The sequence below is a fragment of the Pseudomonas sp. CK-NBRI-02 genome (genome assembly GCF_008124495.1).
GTDB classification, from domain to species: domain Bacteria; phylum Pseudomonadota; class Gammaproteobacteria; order Pseudomonadales; family Pseudomonadaceae; genus Aquipseudomonas; species Aquipseudomonas guariconensis.
In genome coordinates, this window is sequence record NZ_VSJH01000015.1 from 24,373 (window position 1) to 43,225 (window position 18,853).

The window sequence follows — 18,853 nt, forward strand, 5'->3', positions numbered from 1 at the left end:
ATGCAAAGTCATCAAAACCCCCTGCGCGTCGGCGTCGGCGGACCGGTCGGCTCCGGCAAGACCGCATTGCTCGAAGCCCTGTGCAAGGCCATGCGTGACCACTACCAACTCGCGGTCGTGACCAACGACATCTACACCAAGGAGGATCAGCGCATCCTCACCGAGGCCGGTGCCTTGGAGCCTGAGCGTATTGTCGGGGTGGAGACCGGTGGTTGTCCGCATACGGCGATCCGCGAAGACGCCTCGATGAACCTGGCTGCCGTAGAGGCGCTGACGCGTAAGTTTGGCAATCTCGATGTGATCTTCGTCGAAAGCGGAGGCGACAACCTCAGTGCGACATTCAGTCCGGAACTCGCTGACCTGACGATTTATGTCATCGATGTCGCCGAAGGCGAGAAGATTCCCCGCAAAGGAGGGCCAGGCATCACCAAGTCGGATTTCCTGGTGATCAACAAGACCGATCTGGCGCCTCATGTCGGTGCTTCGCTGGAGGTGATGGAGCGCGATACCCGACGCATGCGCCCCGAGCGACCGTGGACTTTCAGCAATCTGAAGAAGGGTGAGGGGTTGCAGGCGGTGATCGATTTCATCGTAGAGCGTGGGATGTTGGGAGGTGGCGCTCCTTGAGTGCGGCCCAATGGTCGAACGAGGCTGGTGGCCAGATCAGCGTCGTCAGAGTGAGTTTGAAGGTGACTCGCCCCATCAGCGCAGTCGCTGGAATGCGAAAAGAGCTGTCTTGAGGGCAGGCGTAGGACGGCGCTCGAACGCGACATCGATTCAGCGTAATGACCGAGTAGGTTTCCTGGTGCTAGAGGGGGCGTTGCCAGACGACAGTGGGCGTAGGTGAAGGACGAGATCCCTCACCGGTCGGCAGGCAGATCATGACGGTTCGCCTGCTTCATCGACGTCAGAAACACACGAGAAAACGATATGAAAAAACGTGCCGTAATCGCTCTGTTGTTCACCGCGGGCCTGACCCCGTTCGCCCACAGCACCGAGTCCGCTCCTGGGGCCGCTACGCCGTCTCCAATTGTCCAGACCGGCGCCATCGCCGGCGATGCCCTGCTCAGCTATTGGGATTTCGGGCCAGAGTGCCCGGAGGGCACGGGCTGGACCGAAGTCGGGCACTGCCAGCCTTACTGGGACTTCGATTGACCCGGAGGTCTCGAGCGGTTCAGAGGCCTTTGCGTGCGTCGCTCGGATGACCCTGCAATGAGCCTTCGAGCTTGAGCGTCGCGCCATCGACCAGAGTCAACACCAGATCCTCGATGGTGCCGGCCAGTCGATCCGCAAAGATCGGCTGGCCATCCGGGTCAAGGTCGTCATAGTAGAACCGAGTACCCTCCAGCCAGCCGACGGCGGTGTTGAGGTCGGTGTCGAGATAGTACTTTCCATCGAGGAAGAAACCCGTGAATTGCCAGGTACGCTCCTCGTTATCGACGGTGTAGCGTTCGCCTGGTTGCATGCCGGTTGCGGGATCGAGCATGGTGCAGCCCTCCTTGAGTGGATGTCGGGTAGAAAACGCAAACCTCGTAGAGGTTCCTTACACAAGACAGAAGTACGTCTGACTGCGATCGAATGGAATCGCTGGCAGCGTACGCAGTCCACCTGTCAGGTGGCGTGTTCTGCAGGTAAGACGTCCGTTGTTCCAAACCAAGGAGAAATCACATGAAAGCACTGGTAATGACCGCCTTGCTGGTCACCGCCGGCCTTGCTCAGGCCGACCAGAAGGTGGAATTGCAGCTTGCCGGCCCGGACGGCCCAGGCAAGTCGATCGGGACGGTCACCCTCGAGCAGACCCCGTACGGGGCATTGCTCACCCCGGATCTTGCCGACCTGCCTCCGGGTGTGCACGGTTTCCACTTGCACCAGCGCCCTTCATGCGACGCGGCCGAGGAGAACGGCAAGTCCGTGCCGGCCGGCGCCGCCGGGGGCCACTGGGATCCGGCGGCGACCAACGCTCACAAAGGCCCGTACGACGCAGGCGGCCATCGCGGCGACTTGCCAGCGTTGTATGTCGGTGCCGACGGCAAGGCTACGACTCCAGTTTTGGCACCTCGACTCAAGGTGGACGATTTCAAGGAGCATGCCCTGATGGTGCATGCCGGTGGCGACAACCACAGCGACCATCCTGAGAAACTGGGCGGTGGCGGCGCCCGGGTAGCGTGCGGGGTGGTGCAGTAAGCGCATCCCAGGTATACGCGATGTGATGTCGTAACCGCCCTGAACAGCCAGGGCTTTTCGGAGGGGCCGCTCTGCGGCCCTTTTGCGCGTCACACGTTTAACCTCACGGCTGCGCTCGTGCCATGAAAAATATCTTCAACCCATAGGCAAATCCTTGCTCACCCACGCGCCGGTGGGCCCAGCGCTAAGGTAAGGTGGCAGGAAAAATCCGCTACGCCGCATGCGGCGTCAGAGAGGTACCTGTGGCTTCCTATACCTTGCGTCAACTCAAGTATTTCGTCACCACCGTGGAGGCCGGCAGCGTCGCCGAGGCATCGCGCCAGCTGTACATCGCGCAGCCGTCGATCTCCACGGCCATCAAAAGCCTGGAAGAGAGCTTCGGCGTCCAGTTGTTCATCCGCCACCATGCCCAGGGCGTTTCGCTGACCCCCAGCGGCAAGCGCTTCTATGCCAAGACCAAGGCGCTGCTGCAGATGACCCACGAGTTCGAGCAGAACGCCTTGGCCGACAACGACACCGTGGCCGGGCAGATCGATATCGGCTGCTTCGAGACGGTGGCGCCGCTGTATCTGCCCAGGTTGATCGCAGGCTTTCGTGAGCGTTATCCGGGCGTGGACATCCGCCTGCGCGATGGCGAGCAGCAGGACCTGATCCAGGGCCTGACCGCCGGCACATTCGATCTGGCTTTTCTCTACGACCATGACCTGGACGGCACCATCGAAGCCGAGCCATTGATGCCGCCGCAAAAGCCCTACGTGCTGCTTCCTGAAAAGCACCGCTTCGCAGGTCAGGCTCAGGTGTCGCTGCGTGACTTGTGCCCGGAGCCGATGATCCTGCTCGATGTCGCGCCGAGCCGCACCTATTTCGTCAGCCTGTTCAACGAGATGGGCCTGACGCCGAACATTGTCTTCAGTTCGCCCTCGATCGAGATGGTGCGGGGGATGGTTGGGCAGGGTTTCGGGTTTTCGTTGCTGGTGACCCGGCCACATTCCGAATACACCTATGATGGACAGCGGCTGGTGACGCTGGACATCGCCGAGCCGGTGGCCCTGTCGGGGCTGGCGGCGGCGCGGTTGAAGCGGGTCCAACTGACCAAACCTGCGCAATTGTTCGTCGAGTTCTGCCGGGAGGAACTGGCCAAGCTTTGAGCTTCCATGAGCCCTGAACGGGCAAGCCCGCTCCCCAAGGCCTTGTCGCCTGAGGGGAGCGGGCTTGCCCGCAAGGGGGCTGCAAAGCAACCCCGCAAACGCCAGGGTGTTACGCCTGGTCCGGCACCACGGCGATCACATCGATCTCCATCAGCCATTCAGCCTGGGCCAGGCCCGCCACCACCAGTCCGGTGGAGATCGGGAACACGCCTTTGAGCCATTTGCCGACTTCCTGATACACCGGCTCACGGAAGCGGGGGTCGGTGATGTAGGTGGTGGTCTTGACGATGTGCGACATGTCCGAACCGGCTTCTTCAAGCAGCTGCTTGACGTTCTTCATCGCTTGCTCGGCTTGGGCACGAGGGTCGCCCAGGCCTACCAGACGACCTTCGAAGTCGGTACCGACCTGGCCGCGCACATAGATCGTGTTGCCGGCACGCACTGCCTGGCAGAGGTCGTTGTCCAGCGACTGATTGGGGTAGGTCGCCTTGGTGTTGAACATGCGGATACGGGTATGGGTAGGCATCAGTGCGCTCCGAGGGTGCTGACTTTCTGGATCGAGGTTGGGGACTGCTCGGCATCCACTTCACGCTGTTCGCGATCGCGGTAGGCCAGGTATGTGCGTTGGGTGGCGATGTGGCCGGCCACATGCTTGGCGTCGTGCCAGACGCCCCAGATGAATGATGAGCCGCGGCGCGACAGCCAGGGCAGGCCGAGGAAGTACACACCCGGCTCGCGGGACACGCCGCGCTGGTGCAGCGGCTTGCCGTTGGCATCGAAGGTGTCGACCTGCAGCCAGCTGAAATCCACGCCGTAGCCGGTGGCCCAGATGATGGTGTTGACGCCGGCCTTGGCCAGGTCGAGCTCGCGCAGCGGGTGGCTGACGCATTCAGGATCGGGCAGACGCTTGCGGGCTTCTGGCTCCTGCGGCAGGTCCAGGCCGTTACGCTCGATGTAGGCATCGGCGGCATCCAGCAGGGCCAGGTAGTTCTCATCGCCACGGCGGATGTTGTCGGCAAGGTCGTCCTGGAAGCGCACCACGCCGTTCTCGAACGACTGGGTCAGGCCGACCAACGTCATGCCCTGATGGGCGAGGGCGCGGAAGTCCACGGTATGGCCACCGCGGGCACCACTGACGGCGATGGTCACGTGTTCGCGGCCCGGTTTGGCGATCTCGGCGTCCCATTCGCCCAGCACACCCAGCCACCAGCAGAAGTCGCGGTTGCGGTAGGACCGTGGCGGACGGTCATGGGCCCCGACCGAGAGGTACACCTGGCGCCCGGCGCGCATCAGCTCTTCGGCGATCTGCACGCCGGAGGAGCCAGCGCCCACCACCAGCACAGCGCCTTCGGGCAGTTGCTCGGGGTTGTAGTAGGCGGCCGAGTGGATTTGGTGCAGGCGCTCGTCCTTCGGGGCGATGGCCGGAATCACCGGGCGTTGGAAAGGACCGGTCGCGGCCACTACGCGGTTGGCACGGATCACGCCTTCGTTGGTTTCGATGGTGAAGCCTGGGCAGTCGGCGTTGCGTACCACCTTCTTCACTTCAATGCCGGTCCGTACGGGCAGGTTGTACTTGCGCACGTAGGTCTCGAAGTAGTCGGCGACCTGGTCCTTGCCGGCGAAGGCATCCGGGTCGAGGTCGAATTCCAGGCCCGGGAAGCGGTCGTGCCAGACCGGGCCGTTGGCCACCAACGAATCCCAGCGCCCGGTGCGCCAGGCCTCGGCGATGCGCTTGCGCTCCAGCACCAGGTGCGGCACGCCGAGTTTGCTCAGGTGTTCGCTCATGGCCACGCCAGCCTGGCCGGCGCCGACCACGAGAGTGTCGATTTCGATGTTGTTCAATGTCATGTCTGAGCCCTTCTTGGAAGGCGGTTTTATTCAGGTCGGTGGGGTACCGCCTTTGCCTGTGGCCAGACTAGGGATGTGCTTTGCAACGCGAAAATATTATTTAGCTAATGATTGCCTATAAATTACCGAAGGCCTTGATCGGCGCGGCGTTGAGCTATGTTTCCTGTTTATTTGAGTGCCGTTTTTATTGATGTTTTATGGCCTTAGTTTTTTCCTTTTCTGGTCCTAGGAAAAAGTTGGTTTCGTGGGTCAATGGCTTCTGCCCAGAATGCTCCCATTCGCGCGAAAAGTTGTTTTCGCTGTGCATTGGACAGACCCTCAGGAGCCACAGAACATGACCTTTTCCATCATCGGCCGTTGCCAGGAAACCGGCCAGCTCGGTATCGCCATCAGCTCATCGAGCATCGCAGTAGGCGCACGTTGTCCTTGGGTACGTGCAGGTGTCGGCGCGGTGGCCACGCAGAACATCACCTTGCCCGCGTTGGGCCCGCAAATACTCGATGCCCTGGAGCAAGGGCAACTGCCGGCGGCCGCGCTGGACCGGGTGCTCACGGCCAATGGCTGGAGCGAATACCGGCAGGTGACGGTGATCGACAGCCAGGGGCAGGTGGCATTGTTCACTGGCAAGGAAGCACTCGGCGTGCACAACGCAGTGGCTGGCGAGCAGTGCGCGGCAGCAGGCAATCTGTTGTCCTCGATCCAGGTGATCGAGGCCATGGTCGCGGCCTTCGAGCAAACGGCCGGGCACCTGGCCGATCGTCTGTTGGCTGCGATGCACGCGGCCATGGCCGCTGGCGGCGAAGCGGGGCCGGTGCATTCGGCAGCGATGAAGATTGCCGGTGAGCTGACCTGGCCGCTGGTAGACCTGCGGGTGGACTGGGCGGACGAGGACCCTATCGGCGCGCTGGACAAACTGTGGCAAGACTACCGCCCGCAGATGCAGGACTACGTGACCCGTGCGTTGAACCCAACCGCCGCGCCAAGCTATGGAGTGCCAGGCGATGAGTGAGTCGAGCAGTCGCGAACTGCTGGCCCGGCTGGTGGGATTTGCCACCGTCAGCCGCGAATCCAACCTGGAGCTGATCGGTTTCATTCGTGATTACCTGGCCGGGCTGGGTGTGGACTGCGAGCTGTTCCACAACGAAGAGGGCACCAAGGCCAACTTGTTCGCCACCATAGGCCCTAAGGACCAGGGTGGCGTGGTGTTGTCCGGGCACACCGATGTGGTGCCGGTCGATGGCCAGGCCTGGACAGTCGAGCCTTTCGCGTTGACCGAACGTGACGGGCGTCTGTACGGGCGCGGTACGGCGGACATGAAAGGCTTCATCGCTTCGGTGCTGGCGGCGGTGCCGGCGTTTCTCGCGCAGCCGTTGAAATGGCCGGTGCATCTGGCGTTTTCCTACGATGAGGAGGTCGGCTGCCTAGGCGTGCGCTCCATGCTGGCAGCCCTCGAGCAACGTCCCCACAAACCGCGCCTGTGCCTGATCGGCGAGCCTACCGAGCTCAAGCCAGTGCTGGGCCACAAAGGCAAGTTGGCCATGCGTTGCCAGGTGCACGGCGCCGCGTGCCATTCGGCGTACGCGCCCTATGGGGTCAATGCGATCGAATACGCCGCGCGCCTGATCGGCAAGCTCGGCGAGATCGGCGATGGCCTGGCGCGTCCCGAGCACCATGACGAACGCTTCGACCCGCCGTTTTCCACGGTGCAGACCGGCATGATCAAAGGGGGGCGGGCGCTGAACATCGTCCCGGCCGAGTGCGAGTTCGACTTCGAGGTGCGCGCCTTGCCGGGCTTCGAGGCCCAGGCCGTGGCCGACCAGTTGCAGACCTACGCCGAGGCCGAACTGCTGCCGCGCATGCGTGCGGTCAGCGCAGACAGTGACATTCGCCTGAAGCCGCTCAGTGCCTACCCTGGCCTGGCGACCCCGGCCGACAGCGAGGCGGCGCAACTGGTCGCGCTGCTCAGCGGCTCCGAGGAGTTTGGCACCGTGGCCTTTGGTACCGAGGGTGGGCTGTTCGATCAGGCGGGCATTGCGACGGTGGTCTGCGGGCCTGGCAGCATGGATCAGGGGCACAAGCCCGATGAGTTCATCAGTGTCGAGCAGTTGAAGGCCTGCGATGCCATGTTGCTTCGCCTGGTGCAGCACCTGAGCGCGGGTCGATGAGCCTTGGGGCGCGTGCGCCCCTTTCGCCGCGCCCCGAGGTGCAATCGATCAGAAGCTCGCCTTGACCTGCAGTCCCACCACCAACGCGTTGTCGATGCGTTGCCCGGAGAATGCGCCCGGCTCGATGATGTACTGCACATCCGGTCGCAGGTTCAGCCAGGGTGTGGCCTGGTAGCCGTAGCTCAGCTCGATCAGCTGTTCGGCGCTGTCCAGGTTGGGGAAGTCCTGGCCATCGGCCTGGGCGGCGTCCTCGAGTACATCGCGGCTACGGGGGTTGGGCACGGCGCGACCGTAGCCCAGCGCCAGGGTATCGCGCGGGCGCCCTTCGAACGGCTTGTACAGCACGACGCCTGCGCCATACCACTTGGTAAACGGCGAGGCCGCTTTGCTTGAGGCCGAATACTGGCCGAAGGCGTGCAAGCTTCGGCCCGGCAGGGCAGGGTCGTTCCACACCGCCTGGTCGATCAGCAGGTAATGGCCGCTGCGCCCGGACACTTGGTCATTGCGGCCGATGCGTTTGGCATCGGAGCTGTCGTAGTAGTAGCCGAGCTTGTACTCGCCAGGCAGTTGGCCTTGCAGCTTGTACACCAGCTCGACCGGGACCACGGTGCCGGTCGTGTGCTTGGGCCCCAGGTGCCAGGCGCGGCTGGCGTTGCCGTTGCTTTCGGGGTCGACGTTGAACGCTGCCACACGCACCTGCCAGGCTGGCGACAAGTCGTATTTGACCCTCACGCCCAGATGCGCGTTGGGGTAGTTGGTCCAACCACTGCCGCCGGACATGTTCAGCGGGTGGCCGCAGAAGCCGGCGTTCATGAAGTTGCACAGGATGCCGCTGTCGAGCCCGCCCAGGTCGTTGCCCATGGCCATGTAACCGAGCTTGACGTTGAGTGCCGGGGTGAACAGGGTGCGCTCGTAGCTGAGCTCGGTCAGGCGGGTGTAGAGGCCGCCGTAGTTTTCCTGGATCGGCAGGCGGTTGCCCACCAGGTCCTCGGAGGCGCTGTTGCCGCGGCGGTCGTTGACCGTCAGCTGGACCTTGCCAGCATTGTCCAGGCCGTACAGCTTCGAGAGGTCGAACTGTACGCCGAGCTTGAGGTTCTGCGAGTAGCGTGCCGAACGGTGCAGGCCACCGTGGGCGTTGTAGGCCGTTTCGCCGCTGTAGTCGCCGGTGAACCTGATGCCATCTTCCTCGAGCTGGTGGCGCAAGCCGCCCCAGTCACCGGTCAGGGTGTTGCGGGTCATTAGGTCGCCGTCGGCCATGGCGGTGGTGCTGGCCAGGGCCAGCGCAAGAGCGGGGGTGATGCGAATAACGCGGGGCATTACGGAGTCTCGGGTTGTCTGTGAGGGCCCGTTCGCCGGTCCCACAAAGGCTGCTCGGAGTCTTTGTGAGAACCGGCGAAGGGAGCGACGCGGTCTCGGTGGGGTAGGGTTTATCCGCGAAGAAGGCGGCGCGGTTTACGGCAGGGCATAGGCCATCACGTAGTCGCCGCGGTCAGGGGATTGCCGCGCACCGCCGGCAGTGACCACTACATACTGCTTGCCGGTCTTGGGCGAGACGTAGGTCATCGGGCCGCCCTGGCTGCCGACGGGCAGGCGAGCCTTCCAGATCTCGTTGCCATTGCCGCTGTCGTAGGCGCGCAGGTAGAAGTCCTGAGTACCGGCGATGAACACCAGGCCGCCTTGGGTGGACAGCGTACCGCCGAGGGTCGGCAGGCCGATCTTGATCGGCAGGTGCATGCGGATACCGAGTGGGCCGGTGTCCTCGACAGTGCCGACCGGCACTTGCCAGGCGATCTGCTGGGTCTTCATGTCGATGGCGGTCAGGGTGCCGAAAGGCGGTGCCTGGCACGGAATACCGGCCACGGACAGGAAGCGGTTCTTGTTCACAGCATAAGGCGTGCCCTTGAGGGGAACGGCGCCCATGCCCGTGTTCAGCGCCTCGCCACCGGAGGTGGCCTGGCCTTTGTTCTGCGACGGGATCATCTGAATCCACAGACCCAGACGCATGTCGTTGACGAAGATAAAGCCATGCACTGGGTCGGTGGAGATGCTGCCCCAGTTCATGCCACCGAGCGAACCTGGGAAGCTCAGCGACAGGTCGGTGCCTGGCGCGGTGTACAGGCCGTCATAGCGCATCTTCTTGAAATCGATGCGGCACAGCAGTTGGTCATACGGGGTGGCGCCCCACATGTCCGATTCGGTCAGGGTCTGTGCACCGATCTGCGGCATGCCTACCGATTTGGGTTGGGTCGGGGAGTACGGCTCGTTAGGGATATTGCTCGGCTTGACCGGCACTTCGTCGACCTGGGTCAGCGGCGTGCCGGTCGCACGGTCGAGCACGTAGATCTGCCCGGCCTTGGTGCCGATCACCACCGCCGGGACGGTCTTGCCATCGTCCCGCGTGAAATCGATCAGGCTCGGCTGCATGGGCAGGTCGAAGTCCCACAGGTCGTTGTGCACGGTCTGGAACACCCACTTCTGGTTGCCGGTGGTGGCGTCCAAAGCCAGTACCGACGCGCCATAGGTGTGGTCCAGCTCGCTGCGCTCGACGCCGTAGAGGTCGGTGGAGGCGCTGCCCATCGGCAGGAAGACCGTGTTCATCGCCGGGTCATAAGACATCGGCGCCCAGCTGTTGGGGGTGCTGCGCACGTAGGTGCTGTCGCCTTGCGGGGCGTTGCGGTCCTCTGGATTGCCCGGGTCGAAGGCCCAGCGCATTTGCCCGGTGATCACGTCGAAGCCACGGATCACGCCGCCTGGCATGTCGGTCTGGACGTTGTCGGCCACCCGGCCGCCAACCACCACGGTGGTGCCGGCCATCAGAGGAGCGGAGGACAGCTGGTAGTAGGAATCCGGGACATCGCCCAGGCCGGCCTTGAGGTCGACCTGGCCGTTGTTGCCAAAGCCTTCGCAGAACGCGCCGGTGTCGGCATCGACGGCGATCAAGCGGCCATCGATGGTGTTAGTCAGCAGGCGGCGCTGGCAGTTGGCGCCAGCGGGCAGTTTGACGGCGGCGATCGGCGAGCTGTCGGGCTGGGTCGGCTGGGCGATCTGGGCGGTGGCGTCGAAGTAGGCCAGGCCGCGGCAACGCTGCCAGACCTTGGATTGGGCGTTGATCGCGTTCTTCCAGAGCTCCTTGCCGGTATCAGCGTCCAGCGCGATGAGATTGTTGTGCGGGGTGCAGATGAATACCTTGTCGCCCACCTGCAGCGGGGTCAGCTGGTCTTCGGCACCGTTGCCGTCGCTCAGCGCCACATCGCCGGTGTGATAGGTCCAGGCGACCTTGAGTTCGTTCACGTTGTCACGATTGATCTGGTCCAGCGCGGCGAAGCGGCTGCCGCCTTCGGTATTGCCGTAGTGCGCCCAGTCTTTCTGTGCCTGGCCGGGTTCGACCGGGGTCATGCCAGGGCCTTTGCCGGTAGGGGCGACGCTTGGGTGAGCGACGAACATGTTGCCAACGCCAATCGCCAAGGCGACGGCCAGCACGCCGGCCACGGCGTAGGCACCACGGCCGCTGCTGCCACCGCTGGCGCGCACCAGCATCGGATAGACCAGCGTCACGACCAGGCCGATAGCCGAGAACATGAACAACCGCGAGAACAGCGGCCAGAACGCCAAGCCTGCATCGAGCACGGCCCAGACCGCCGTACCGACCAGGAAAGCGGCGAACAGCCAGGCACCGGCGGGCTTGCGGCGGGCGATGAGCCCGCCGGCCATGGCCATGGCCAGGCCGCCGAGCAGGAAGTACCAAGAACCGCCAAGGATGGCTAGCTTGACGCCGCCGACGGCCAGAAGCAGGCCGAGCAGGGCGATGATCACGCCGAGTCCGACCAGGATGAAGGTTGAGGCGCCAGAGGCGCGAGGTGTTTGTGTCATTGCCAGGGATCTCGCAGGTGGGACTGCGCGCAGTTTAGGCCCTTAGCAAGCTAATTAACAAGTTAGTACATTATTTTTCAGGTCAGATTGTCGCAGGGCCGGAACTCTCCAATAACGCTTAAAAGCTTAGATCATGAATGAAAAATCGCTGAAACAGCGTCTACCCAAGCGCCTCGGGTGATCAGTGTGAAACCGTTGATTCGGCGCGGCGAAGCCCTTCCATGAGGCATCTGAGGGCTGTCTTGACACGTTCTGCCGCCTTTTGCGGGTCGTCCTGGGCAATCACCCACATACCGCTGTCGCCCATGGCGCCGTTGATCAGATGCGCCATGGCCACCGGGTCGAAGTCACGCAGCACCCCAGCGTGCTGCAGCTCCATCAATCCGGCGGCCATGGGGCCGATGTAGCTTTCTTCCTCGAGTTCGCGCAGGCGGGGGCCGAGTACGGCGGGAGCATCCTGCAGCAGGATGCGGCGCAGGGCGGGATCATGGAGCAGGTCGTAGTAGTGCAGACAGGTGTCCAGGTAGCCCTCCCAAGGATCGGTATGGGTGGCGAAACGCTCATCGAGCGCTTGGTTGATCTCGTCGAGCAGATGCGTCACCACGGCGGTGAACAGCCCGGCCTTGCCGCCGAAATGGTGATGCAAGGCGCCCCGGGTCAGGTCAGCCTCGGCGCACAGTTCGTCCATGACCACGGCGGTGAAGCCTTTTTCTGCGAATTGACGGCGGGCGACAGCGATCAAACGCTCGGTGGTTTCGGCGCTCATGGCGGCTCGGGTTCGGCGAGGGGCGGGCATCGGCAGCTCCTGGGTGATAACAGTGGACGCAAATTAGCATACGTTGCGTATGTCAATAAGGGGCATTAGCATACGCGGCGTATGCTAATTGGAGGTTTGTCCCATGTCCGCGTCCCTGCAGCACCCTCAACGTACATGGCTTGCCGAATTGCCGGGCTTGCTGCGCCTGGCTTTGCCGCTGGTGCTGGGACTCTCGGCCAGTGAGCTGATCAGCTTGACCGACACCCTGATGCTGGCCTCGCTGGGGACGCTGGTACTGGCCTGTGTTTCGCTCACGGCCAGTGCCGGGTTGATCTTCCACGCTGGGCTCTACGGCATGCTCGCCACCCTCAGTGTGCGGGTGGGCCATGCCTTCGGTGCCGGCGATGCCGAGGGCGTGGCACGCACACTGCGTGCGGGGCTGGGTTACGGCCTGTTGGTCGGCACCCTCGGCTGCCTGGCGATGCTGGGCAGCCTGCCGGTGCTGCAATGGGCCGGCGTGCCGTTGCCGGACGTAAAGGTACTGGCGCCGTACTGGCAGGCGATGGCGGTGTTCTTGATTCCGTTCTGCCTGGCCGTGGTGTTCAAGGACGTGCTGGAGGCCGTCGGTCGCCCGTGGGCCGCGGTGTTGGTGGTGATGAGTGCGGTCGTGTTCAACGTGCCCTTGAGCTACGGCCTGATCCACGGACATTTCGGCTTGCCGGCCCTGGGCTTGTTGGGCGCCGGTATCGCCAGCGTGCTGGCCGAGTCCCTGGCTGTGCTGCTGGCATTTGTCTATTGGCGTCTGGCGCCTTCGCTATCGGTCTACCGGCGAGCCTCCCTGGGCCCCCGGTTGGCCTGGCGCACGCTGATGGGAGAGGGCTGGCCGCTGGGGCTGGGCTACCTGGCCGAGGCTGGCGCCGTGGTGATCGCGGCCTGGATGCTCGGCTGGCTGGGCACGGCGGCGCTGGCCGCCAATCAGGTGGTGCAGTCGATCGGCTCGTTGCTGTACATGCTGCCGTTGGGCATGGCCGCGGCGGTGAGCATCTGCATCAGCCAGGCCCAGGGCCAAGGCCAGCGTGCGCGTATCAAGGCCATTGGCAGCGCCACCTTCATCAGTGTCAGCGCCTGGATGGTGGCCAGTACCCTGCTGCTGATGGTGTTTGGCCGGGCGATCGCCGAGGCCATGAGTGACGACCCGCAGGTGATCGCCATCGCGGTGCCGATGTTCGTGGTGGTCGCGACCATGCAGATCGCCGATGGTTTGCAGTCCACAGCTTTGGGAGCCCTGCGCGGATTGCAGGACTACCGCTGGCCGGTGGGCGTGACCTTGGTCAGCTATTGGCTGTTGGCATTGCCGCTCAGCTACGCCCTGGCGTTCCATTCGCCGTTGGGGCCGGTCGGGGTCTGGGTCGGTTTTGCCTGCGGCCTGGCGGTGGCGGCGTTGCTGCTGCCTTGGCGCTTCTACCAGTTGCAGGGTGGCCCGACAGAGGGGGTTCAGCCTCAGTTGCCGTAGAACACTGCCAGCCAGACCGTCGCCACACCGGCCTCGGTCCACTCCACCCGGTGCCGGCAATGGGGCGGGATATCCAGATGATCGCCGGGGCGCAGCACCCGTTCGTGGGGCTCATGCTCAAGCCTGAGCCCGGCGCTGCCGGTGAGCAGCAGTACCCATTCACCTTCGGCCTGGTCGTACCAGAAGCCAGGCGGGCTGGCCTGGCCACTGGAGACGATGCGCTCGATGCGCAGACCCGGCCGGCGCAGAAGCTCGTCGAACTGCTCGCTCGCCTGGGGGGCGAGCGGAGGAAGGGCCGTGAACAGGTTTTCGGGCATTGGGGCCTCGCGTGCTAAGCCAGTGAGGCCCCTGAGTGTAGATCGGCTCAGCGCCCCAGTGGCAGCGCCACGCCGATCAGCGCGAACAGCGTCCCGCAGCAGCGATTGAAGCCACGCCCCCCCTTGGCCAGCCAAGGGCGCACGCGAAAGGCCAGGCGCGCCAGCAGGTATTCGACCACGAACTCCACGCTGGCAAAGGTCGCCGCCATGATCACGAACTGCATCGCCAGACCGCGTTGAGGGTCGATGAACTGCGGCAAAAAGGCGCCATAGAACAACAACACCTTGGGGTTGGCCATGGCCGACAGAAAGCCCTGGCGGAACAGCCCGCGGTTGCCCAGACGCGTGGTGCCCTCAGCAAGCTCCAGGCGCATCGCCGGGCTACGCCAGAGCTGAATGCCCAGCCACAAGAGATAGGCCCCACCGACCCATTTGAGCACCTGCAGCAGCGAGGCTGAGGTATGCAGCAGGGCACTGAGGCCGAACATCGCCAAGGCAATCAGCGCGCTGAATCCGAACACGCCTCCCACGATGGTGTACAGGGTGCGACGGGCGCCATAGAGCGCGCCGTGGGTCAGGGCCAGCAGGCTGTTCGGACCAGGGGTCAGGGACAAGCCAATGCTGGCCAGCAGATAGATGAGCCAAATATCCAGCGCCATGGAGAAAGCCTTTGGGTGTGAAGAGCGCCAGTCTAGGGTAAGCGTCGAGATTGCTAAGGTAATATCTGGACTTTCTGCGGTTATCTTTGGACTTGCCCTGCATGACCCCTGACATTCGTCTGTTGATCCTTCCCCTGCCGGAATTCGCCTTGCTACCGTTCGGGGCTTTCCTCGACAAACTGCGCTTTAGTGCGGACGACGAAGACTACAGTCGCCAGCGCTATTGCAGTTGGACTTTGCTCGGGCTGACTGCCGATCCTGTGCCCTCGAGCAGCGGCGCGGTGGTTCAGGTGCAGGCCACGGCGCAATCGGTGGACTTCAAAGGCCATGACTACCTGGTGCTGTTCGGCGGGCGCAACGCCGCGGCGACGGCGGCGCTGGCTCCGCGTTACCGGGCTTTGCTCAAGCGCGCTGTCCGGGCGGGGCTGAAGCTGGTAGGCGTCGACAATGCGGTGTTTCTGCTGGCGGCCTGTGGTTTGCTCGATGGCCACAAAGTGGTGGTGCACTGGCGCCACGAGACGGAGTGTCGCGCCTCATTCCCGTCCGTGCAGGTGCTGCGCGAGCAGCTGTATTGCTTCGATGGCGCACGGATCTCCTGTGCTGGGGGCACGGCGGCCATCGACCTGGCGGTGGAACTGTTGTCGCGTGCCTGTGGCCGGGCGCGGGCACTCAAGGGCTTGGCCGACATGCTCGTGGACGAGACCCGCGACAGTCGCCATGCCTTGCGCTCCCTGGAGCAGGAGCCAGGGCAGGGGCGTGCGGTGCAGCGTGCTACCGCGTTGATGCGTCATCACCTGGGCTCGAACCTGACCCTTGAACAGCTGGCGGCAGAACTGGGCATCAGCCGGCGCCAGCTGGACCGCCAGTTCCAGGCCAGTCACGGCATGACGGCCAAGGCCTGGTGGCTCGAGATGCGCCTGCAGCAGGCGCGCTGGCGGTTGCTCAACTCGAGTCACGGCTTGGCGCAGATCGCCGATGAGGTGGGGTTGGGGGATGTCAGTTACCTGGGCAAGTGCGTACGCCGCAGGTTTGGCTGTACGGCGTTGACGCTGCGCGCCTCGGGAAGGCTAGGGGAGTGAGTCTCCCCCGGCGTTGCGAACACCTCCACGGCAATCATTGCGGCGACCCGAACAACCCGGTCCAGTAGATCCCCGCATCGCTCTTAGGGTCCACCGCATAGGCCGCGCCCAGCTCGGTGAAGTCGGGGTTCATCAGGGTGGCGCAATGGCCGGGGCTGGCCAGCCAGCCATCGACCACCTTGTTTGCCGTGTCACGACCGGCGGCGATGTTCTCGCCGATCTGCCGGTACAGGTAGCCGGCCAGCTCCGCCCGGTCGCCAGGGGTACGGCCGTCGCGGTCGATATGGTCGAAGAAGTTCTGGTTGGCCATGGCCCGGGTGTGGTTGGCGGCGACACCGGCCAAGGTGTTGTTCCAGTTCAGGGCAGGGGCAGCGGCGAAGGGTTGACCGCCGCATTGGCGCGGCGCTTTGCGTGCGGCGTTGATCGCCTGCAGCAGTTTCTGGCCTTCGGCCTGCCAGTCACCCAGGCGCCCGCTGAGCAGGGGGCGGGCCAAGACGATGCGCCAGTCACGGCCTTCCTGGCTGACACCGATGTCGACGAATTGTGGGTCAAGGACAACCTGGCAGAAGCTTTCCTCGATGGCATTCATTGCCGCCCGGGCATCGCGTGGGCCGGACAGGCTGATCGCCTGGACGTTGACCATGGGGTAGGCGGCGCGGCTCATGGCCTGTTGCAGGTCCCGGGTGCCTTCCGGCGAAAGCGCAAGGCGGGTGTCGCTGTTGAGCGGCGGCAGCTCCAGGGAGGCCTCGCCGCCGCAGCGCTGGGCTTGGCTGCGATAGGCATTGATCGACTCGATCAGTTGACCTTCTTCACCGGTAAAGGCCAAGGCACCGGTGGAGGCGACAAGGCCCAGCGTCAGGGCGGCAAAGCGGGCAACGGATGACAGGACGCGCATGAAAATCTCCCTATGACTGGCAGCGCCTAGCTGCCCATCCTACACAAGCACACGGCGTTTGGCCCCGCTTTGTGCATGGTGAAAAAACGGCCGGCAATCGATTGCGTACGGCAAAAGAGGGGGTAGACCCCTGGCTGCTCGAAAAGTGCGGTGTCGGTGTAATCAGCCGATCGCAACGCACTCATGAAGTTGGACAGGGAAAGATCTATGCTTGCTCCATGACCATCACCGAGCTTCCCCTTCGCCAACCCTGCCCACCGGGCCTCTGCGATTGCGGGCGCGAGCGGCTGCACGAAAGCCCACCCCAGGCCCAGCGGATCCTGCTGTTGACCCGCCAGGAAGAAAAGCGCCTGCTAGAGCGCCTGGAGCACCTCAGGGACCTGGACGATCTGGAGCGTCTACAGGTGCGCCTGTACGAGCAACTGGGGATTCGCCTGCGCATCGCCCCTGGCTACAACGAAGTCCGCACCATGCGCGGTATCAGTATCGAACTGGAGGAACAGCCCGGGCTGTGCCGCAAGACCCGCCAGGCCATTCCGGCCGCCATCCGCCGAGGCCTCGAGCGCAACCCGCAGGTGGCCTTCCGTCTGCTCGATGCCCACGACCTGCTGCGCGACGCCTGATTTTCAGCGCATCGCCGCCAGCTTGATCCCGAACCCCACCAGGCAGGCGCCTGCCAGGCGCTCCAGCAGATTGGACACCCGTGGGTTGGCGCGCATGCGCTCGGCCAGGTGATGGGTCAACAGCACCGCGATCAGGCCATACAGGAAGGTCAGCGCGGCGACGGTCACCGCCATGAAGGCAAAAGTCACCACGCCCTGGTGGCGCACCGGGTCGACAAACAACGGGAAGAACGCCATGTAGAACATGATCGCCTTGGGGTTGAGCAGCGTGATCATCATCGTCTGGCGCAGATAGTGCCCGCTGGCCATGCGGCTCTCGCGCGGGGCGCCCCCCGGCTTGCTCAGCACCATGCGCAGGCCGAGCCAAGCCAGGTAGGCCGCCCCCGCCCACTGCACCACATGGAAGGCCGCAGGGTAGGCTGCCAGCAGCGTGGCGACACCGGCCACCGCCAACCACATCAAGACCTGATCACCCAGGATCACGCCCAAGGTCGCGGCCAGCCCACCTTTGATGCCACCCTTGCCGGTGGCGGTGATCAGCGCGAAGTTGCCAGGCCCGGGGATGGCCAGGAGGATGAGGAACGCAACAACGAAAGCACCGTAGTCGGTCACGCCTAGCATGGGGGGATCTCCGAAATAGGCATCGCCAAGGGGGATCTGGATTTATGCCACCCTGCGCGCTGCTTGCAAAGCACGGACAGCGACTAATTTTCGCCGTCGACCTTTCGTTTGTTGGATAGCCGCCCTGCGCACCGCGCAGCGGCCCTCATCATTCAAGGAGACAGGCAATGACGTCCGTATTCGACCGCGACGATATCGTGTTCCAGGTAGTGGTCAACCACGAAGAGCAATACTCCATCTGGCCTGACTACAAGGCGATCCCCAACGGCTGGCGTGCCGTGGGCAAGAGCGGCCTGAAAAAAGACTGCCTGGCCTACATCGATGAAGTCTGGACCGACATGCGGCCGCTGAGCCTGCGTCAGAAGATGGCCCAGGCCCAGGTTCAATGAGGCGTTGCCTGTGGATGCAGTGAATCTGCTGTGCCTGCCGTACTCCGGCGCCAGCGCCATGGTCTATCGCCGTTGGCGTCGCAAGGTGCCGGCCTGGCTGCAGGTGTGCCCGGTGGAACTGCCCGGTCGCGGCATGCGCCTGGGCGAGCCCTTGCAGACCGACATGCAGGCCCTGGCCCGGCAACTGGCTGCCGAACACCGCGCATCGGCCCGTGCCCCTTATGCCTTGTTGGGCCACAGCCTGGGTGCGCTGTTGGCCTTCGAGCTTGCCCACGCGCTGCAGGCCCAGGGTTGCCCGCCGCCGCTCGCGTTGTTTGCCTGCGGTACCGCGGCGCCGAGCCGCCGTGAGGACTATGACGGCGTGCAATGGCGTGAACCTCGGCGCGACGACGAACTGATCGAAGAGTTGCGCAAGCTGCAGGGCACGCCCGAAGAGGTGCTGGCCAACCAGGAACTGATGAGCCTCACCTTGCCGATCTTGCGTGCGGATTTTCTGCTGTGCGGGCGCTATGTCTACCGTCAGCGTCCGCCCCTGGACTGCCCGCTGCATGTGTTGGGCGGCGCAGACGACCGGGCGAGCCAGGTGCAATTGCAGGCCTGGGGACAAGAGACGCAGGGTGCGTTCACCCTTGATATCTTTCCCGGTGGCCACTTCTTCATTCATCAGCACGAAGACCAGGTACTGGGCCTCTTGGCCGATGCCTTGGCGCCGCTTCGACACTGTGCCTGATTGACGTCGCCCTTTGCCTCGGCCAGCCTAGTGGGCTTTGCAGCCCACCCTGGGC

The 18,853-nt window shown here is 64.0% G+C and carries 19 protein-coding genes and 2 pseudogenes; 11 read left to right on the plus strand and 10 right to left on the minus strand.

The window, feature by feature from the left end; genetic code table 11:
- The gene (ureG, locus tag DQ397_RS11135) at positions 1–627 is read left to right on the plus strand and encodes an urease accessory protein UreG (protein WP_043211322.1); all 627 of its coding nucleotides are present in this window, start codon (positions 1–3) and stop codon (positions 625–627) included.
- A gap of 303 nt (positions 628–930) precedes the next feature.
- Positions 931–1,155, plus strand: coding sequence for a hypothetical protein (locus DQ397_RS11140; RefSeq protein WP_043211321.1), 225 nt, complete (start codon positions 931–933; stop codon positions 1,153–1,155).
- A 67-nt stretch (positions 1,156–1,222) separates the two neighbouring features.
- On the opposite strand, the pseudogene DQ397_RS11145 reads toward DQ397_RS11140, so the two are convergent.
- A pseudogene (locus DQ397_RS11145) lies at positions 1,223–1,486 on the minus strand (short chain dehydrogenase); the annotation flags it as partial.
- A 182-nt stretch (positions 1,487–1,668) separates the two neighbouring features.
- Between DQ397_RS11145 and sodC the strand changes: the two are divergent.
- Together sodC and DQ397_RS11155 are read left to right on the plus strand one after the other, a co-directional pair.
- Positions 1,669–2,184 carry a superoxide dismutase family protein gene (sodC, locus tag DQ397_RS11150; protein WP_043211320.1) on the plus strand — a complete coding sequence of 172 codons (516 nt, stop codon included), beginning with the start codon at positions 1,669–1,671 and terminating at the stop codon, positions 2,182–2,184.
- A gap of 242 nt (positions 2,185–2,426) precedes the next feature.
- A complete protein-coding gene (locus DQ397_RS11155) occupies positions 2,427–3,332 on the plus strand; it encodes a LysR family transcriptional regulator (RefSeq protein WP_043211318.1) in 906 nt (301 codons plus the stop codon).
- Positions 3,333–3,441: 109 nt separating this feature from the next.
- Here DQ397_RS11155 and DQ397_RS11160 read toward each other — a convergent pair whose 3' ends face one another.
- Together DQ397_RS11160 and DQ397_RS11165 are read right to left on the minus strand one after the other, a co-directional pair.
- Positions 3,442–3,858 (minus strand): RidA family protein, encoded by a 417-nt coding sequence (locus DQ397_RS11160; RefSeq protein ID WP_043211317.1) that lies wholly within the window; start codon positions 3,856–3,858, stop codon positions 3,442–3,444.
- A pseudogene (locus DQ397_RS11165) lies at positions 3,858–5,214 on the minus strand (flavin-containing monooxygenase). Before DQ397_RS11165 ends, DQ397_RS11160 begins: the two are co-directional and overlap by 1 nt.
- 300 nt (positions 5,215–5,514) lie before the next feature.
- On the opposite strand from DQ397_RS11165, the gene DQ397_RS11170 reads away from it, so the two are divergent.
- Both DQ397_RS11170 and argE read left to right on the plus strand, forming a co-directional pair.
- Positions 5,515–6,189 (plus strand): DUF1028 domain-containing protein, encoded by a 675-nt coding sequence (locus DQ397_RS11170; protein ID WP_043211313.1) that lies wholly within the window; start codon positions 5,515–5,517, stop codon positions 6,187–6,189.
- Positions 6,182–7,345 (plus strand): acetylornithine deacetylase, encoded by a 1,164-nt coding sequence (gene argE / locus DQ397_RS11175; protein WP_043211312.1) that lies wholly within the window; start codon positions 6,182–6,184, stop codon positions 7,343–7,345. The genes DQ397_RS11170 and argE overlap by 8 nt, the downstream gene beginning before the upstream one ends.
- Before the next feature lie 48 nt (positions 7,346–7,393).
- Here argE and DQ397_RS11180 read toward each other — a convergent pair whose 3' ends face one another.
- The 3 genes from DQ397_RS11180 to DQ397_RS11190 form a co-directional block, all read right to left on the minus strand.
- On the minus strand, positions 7,394–8,662 hold the full coding sequence (locus DQ397_RS11180) for a carbohydrate porin (protein WP_043211311.1): 1,269 nt from the start codon (positions 8,660–8,662) through the stop codon (positions 7,394–7,396).
- Positions 8,663–8,797: 135 nt separating this feature from the next.
- Positions 8,798–11,215: a glucose/quinate/shikimate family membrane-bound PQQ-dependent dehydrogenase gene (locus tag DQ397_RS11185; RefSeq protein ID WP_043211310.1), complete on the minus strand. Its 2,418-nt coding sequence runs from the start codon at positions 11,213–11,215 to the stop codon at positions 8,798–8,800.
- Positions 11,216–11,396: 181 nt separating this feature from the next.
- Positions 11,397–12,011 carry a TetR/AcrR family transcriptional regulator gene (locus DQ397_RS11190; RefSeq protein WP_043211308.1) on the minus strand — a complete coding sequence of 205 codons (615 nt, stop codon included), beginning with the start codon at positions 12,009–12,011 and terminating at the stop codon, positions 11,397–11,399.
- A gap of 103 nt (positions 12,012–12,114) precedes the next feature.
- On the opposite strand from DQ397_RS11190, the gene DQ397_RS11195 reads away from it, so the two are divergent.
- A complete protein-coding gene (locus tag DQ397_RS11195; protein ID WP_052352462.1) occupies positions 12,115–13,485 on the plus strand; it encodes an MATE family efflux transporter in 1,371 nt (456 codons plus the stop codon).
- Here DQ397_RS11195 and DQ397_RS11200 read toward each other — a convergent pair.
- Together DQ397_RS11200 and DQ397_RS11205 are read right to left on the minus strand one after the other, a co-directional pair.
- Positions 13,473–13,802, minus strand: coding sequence for a cupin (locus DQ397_RS11200; RefSeq protein ID WP_043211307.1), 330 nt, complete (start codon positions 13,800–13,802; stop codon positions 13,473–13,475). The two genes, DQ397_RS11195 and DQ397_RS11200, sit on opposite strands and share 13 nt — an antisense overlap.
- A 47-nt stretch (positions 13,803–13,849) precedes the next feature.
- Entirely contained in the window at positions 13,850–14,461 is a 612-nt protein-coding gene (locus tag DQ397_RS11205; protein ID WP_043211305.1) for a LysE family translocator, read from the minus strand.
- A 101-nt stretch (positions 14,462–14,562) separates the two neighbouring features.
- On the opposite strand from DQ397_RS11205, the gene DQ397_RS11210 reads away from it, so the two are divergent.
- Entirely contained in the window at positions 14,563–15,540 is a 978-nt protein-coding gene (locus DQ397_RS11210; protein WP_043211303.1) for a GlxA family transcriptional regulator, read from the plus strand.
- A gap of 34 nt (positions 15,541–15,574) precedes the next feature.
- On the opposite strand, the gene DQ397_RS11215 is transcribed toward DQ397_RS11210, so the two are convergent.
- Complete coding sequence (locus DQ397_RS11215; RefSeq protein WP_043211300.1) at positions 15,575–16,435, minus strand: CAP domain-containing protein; 861 nt, start codon at positions 16,433–16,435, stop codon at positions 15,575–15,577.
- A gap of 218 nt (positions 16,436–16,653) precedes the next feature.
- Between DQ397_RS11215 and DQ397_RS11220 the strand changes: the two genes are divergently transcribed.
- A complete protein-coding gene (locus DQ397_RS11220; protein WP_043211298.1) occupies positions 16,654–17,058 on the plus strand; it encodes a hypothetical protein in 405 nt (134 codons plus the stop codon).
- A gap of 3 nt (positions 17,059–17,061) precedes the next feature.
- On the opposite strand, the gene DQ397_RS11225 is transcribed toward DQ397_RS11220, so the two are convergent.
- Positions 17,062–17,679 carry a LysE family transporter gene (locus DQ397_RS11225; RefSeq protein WP_043211296.1) on the minus strand — a complete coding sequence of 206 codons (618 nt, stop codon included), beginning with the start codon at positions 17,677–17,679 and terminating at the stop codon, positions 17,062–17,064.
- A 167-nt stretch (positions 17,680–17,846) separates the two neighbouring features.
- Here DQ397_RS11225 and DQ397_RS11230 point away from each other — a divergent pair, with 167 nt between their 5' ends.
- The gene (locus DQ397_RS11230; protein ID WP_043211294.1) at positions 17,847–18,068 is read left to right on the plus strand and encodes an MbtH family protein; all 222 of its coding nucleotides are present in this window, start codon (positions 17,847–17,849) and stop codon (positions 18,066–18,068) included.
- Positions 18,069–18,078: 10 nt separating this feature from the next.
- Positions 18,079–18,798, plus strand: coding sequence for a thioesterase II family protein (locus DQ397_RS11235; protein WP_043211292.1), 720 nt, complete (start codon positions 18,079–18,081; stop codon positions 18,796–18,798).
- Positions 18,799–18,853: the final 55 nt, after the last annotated feature.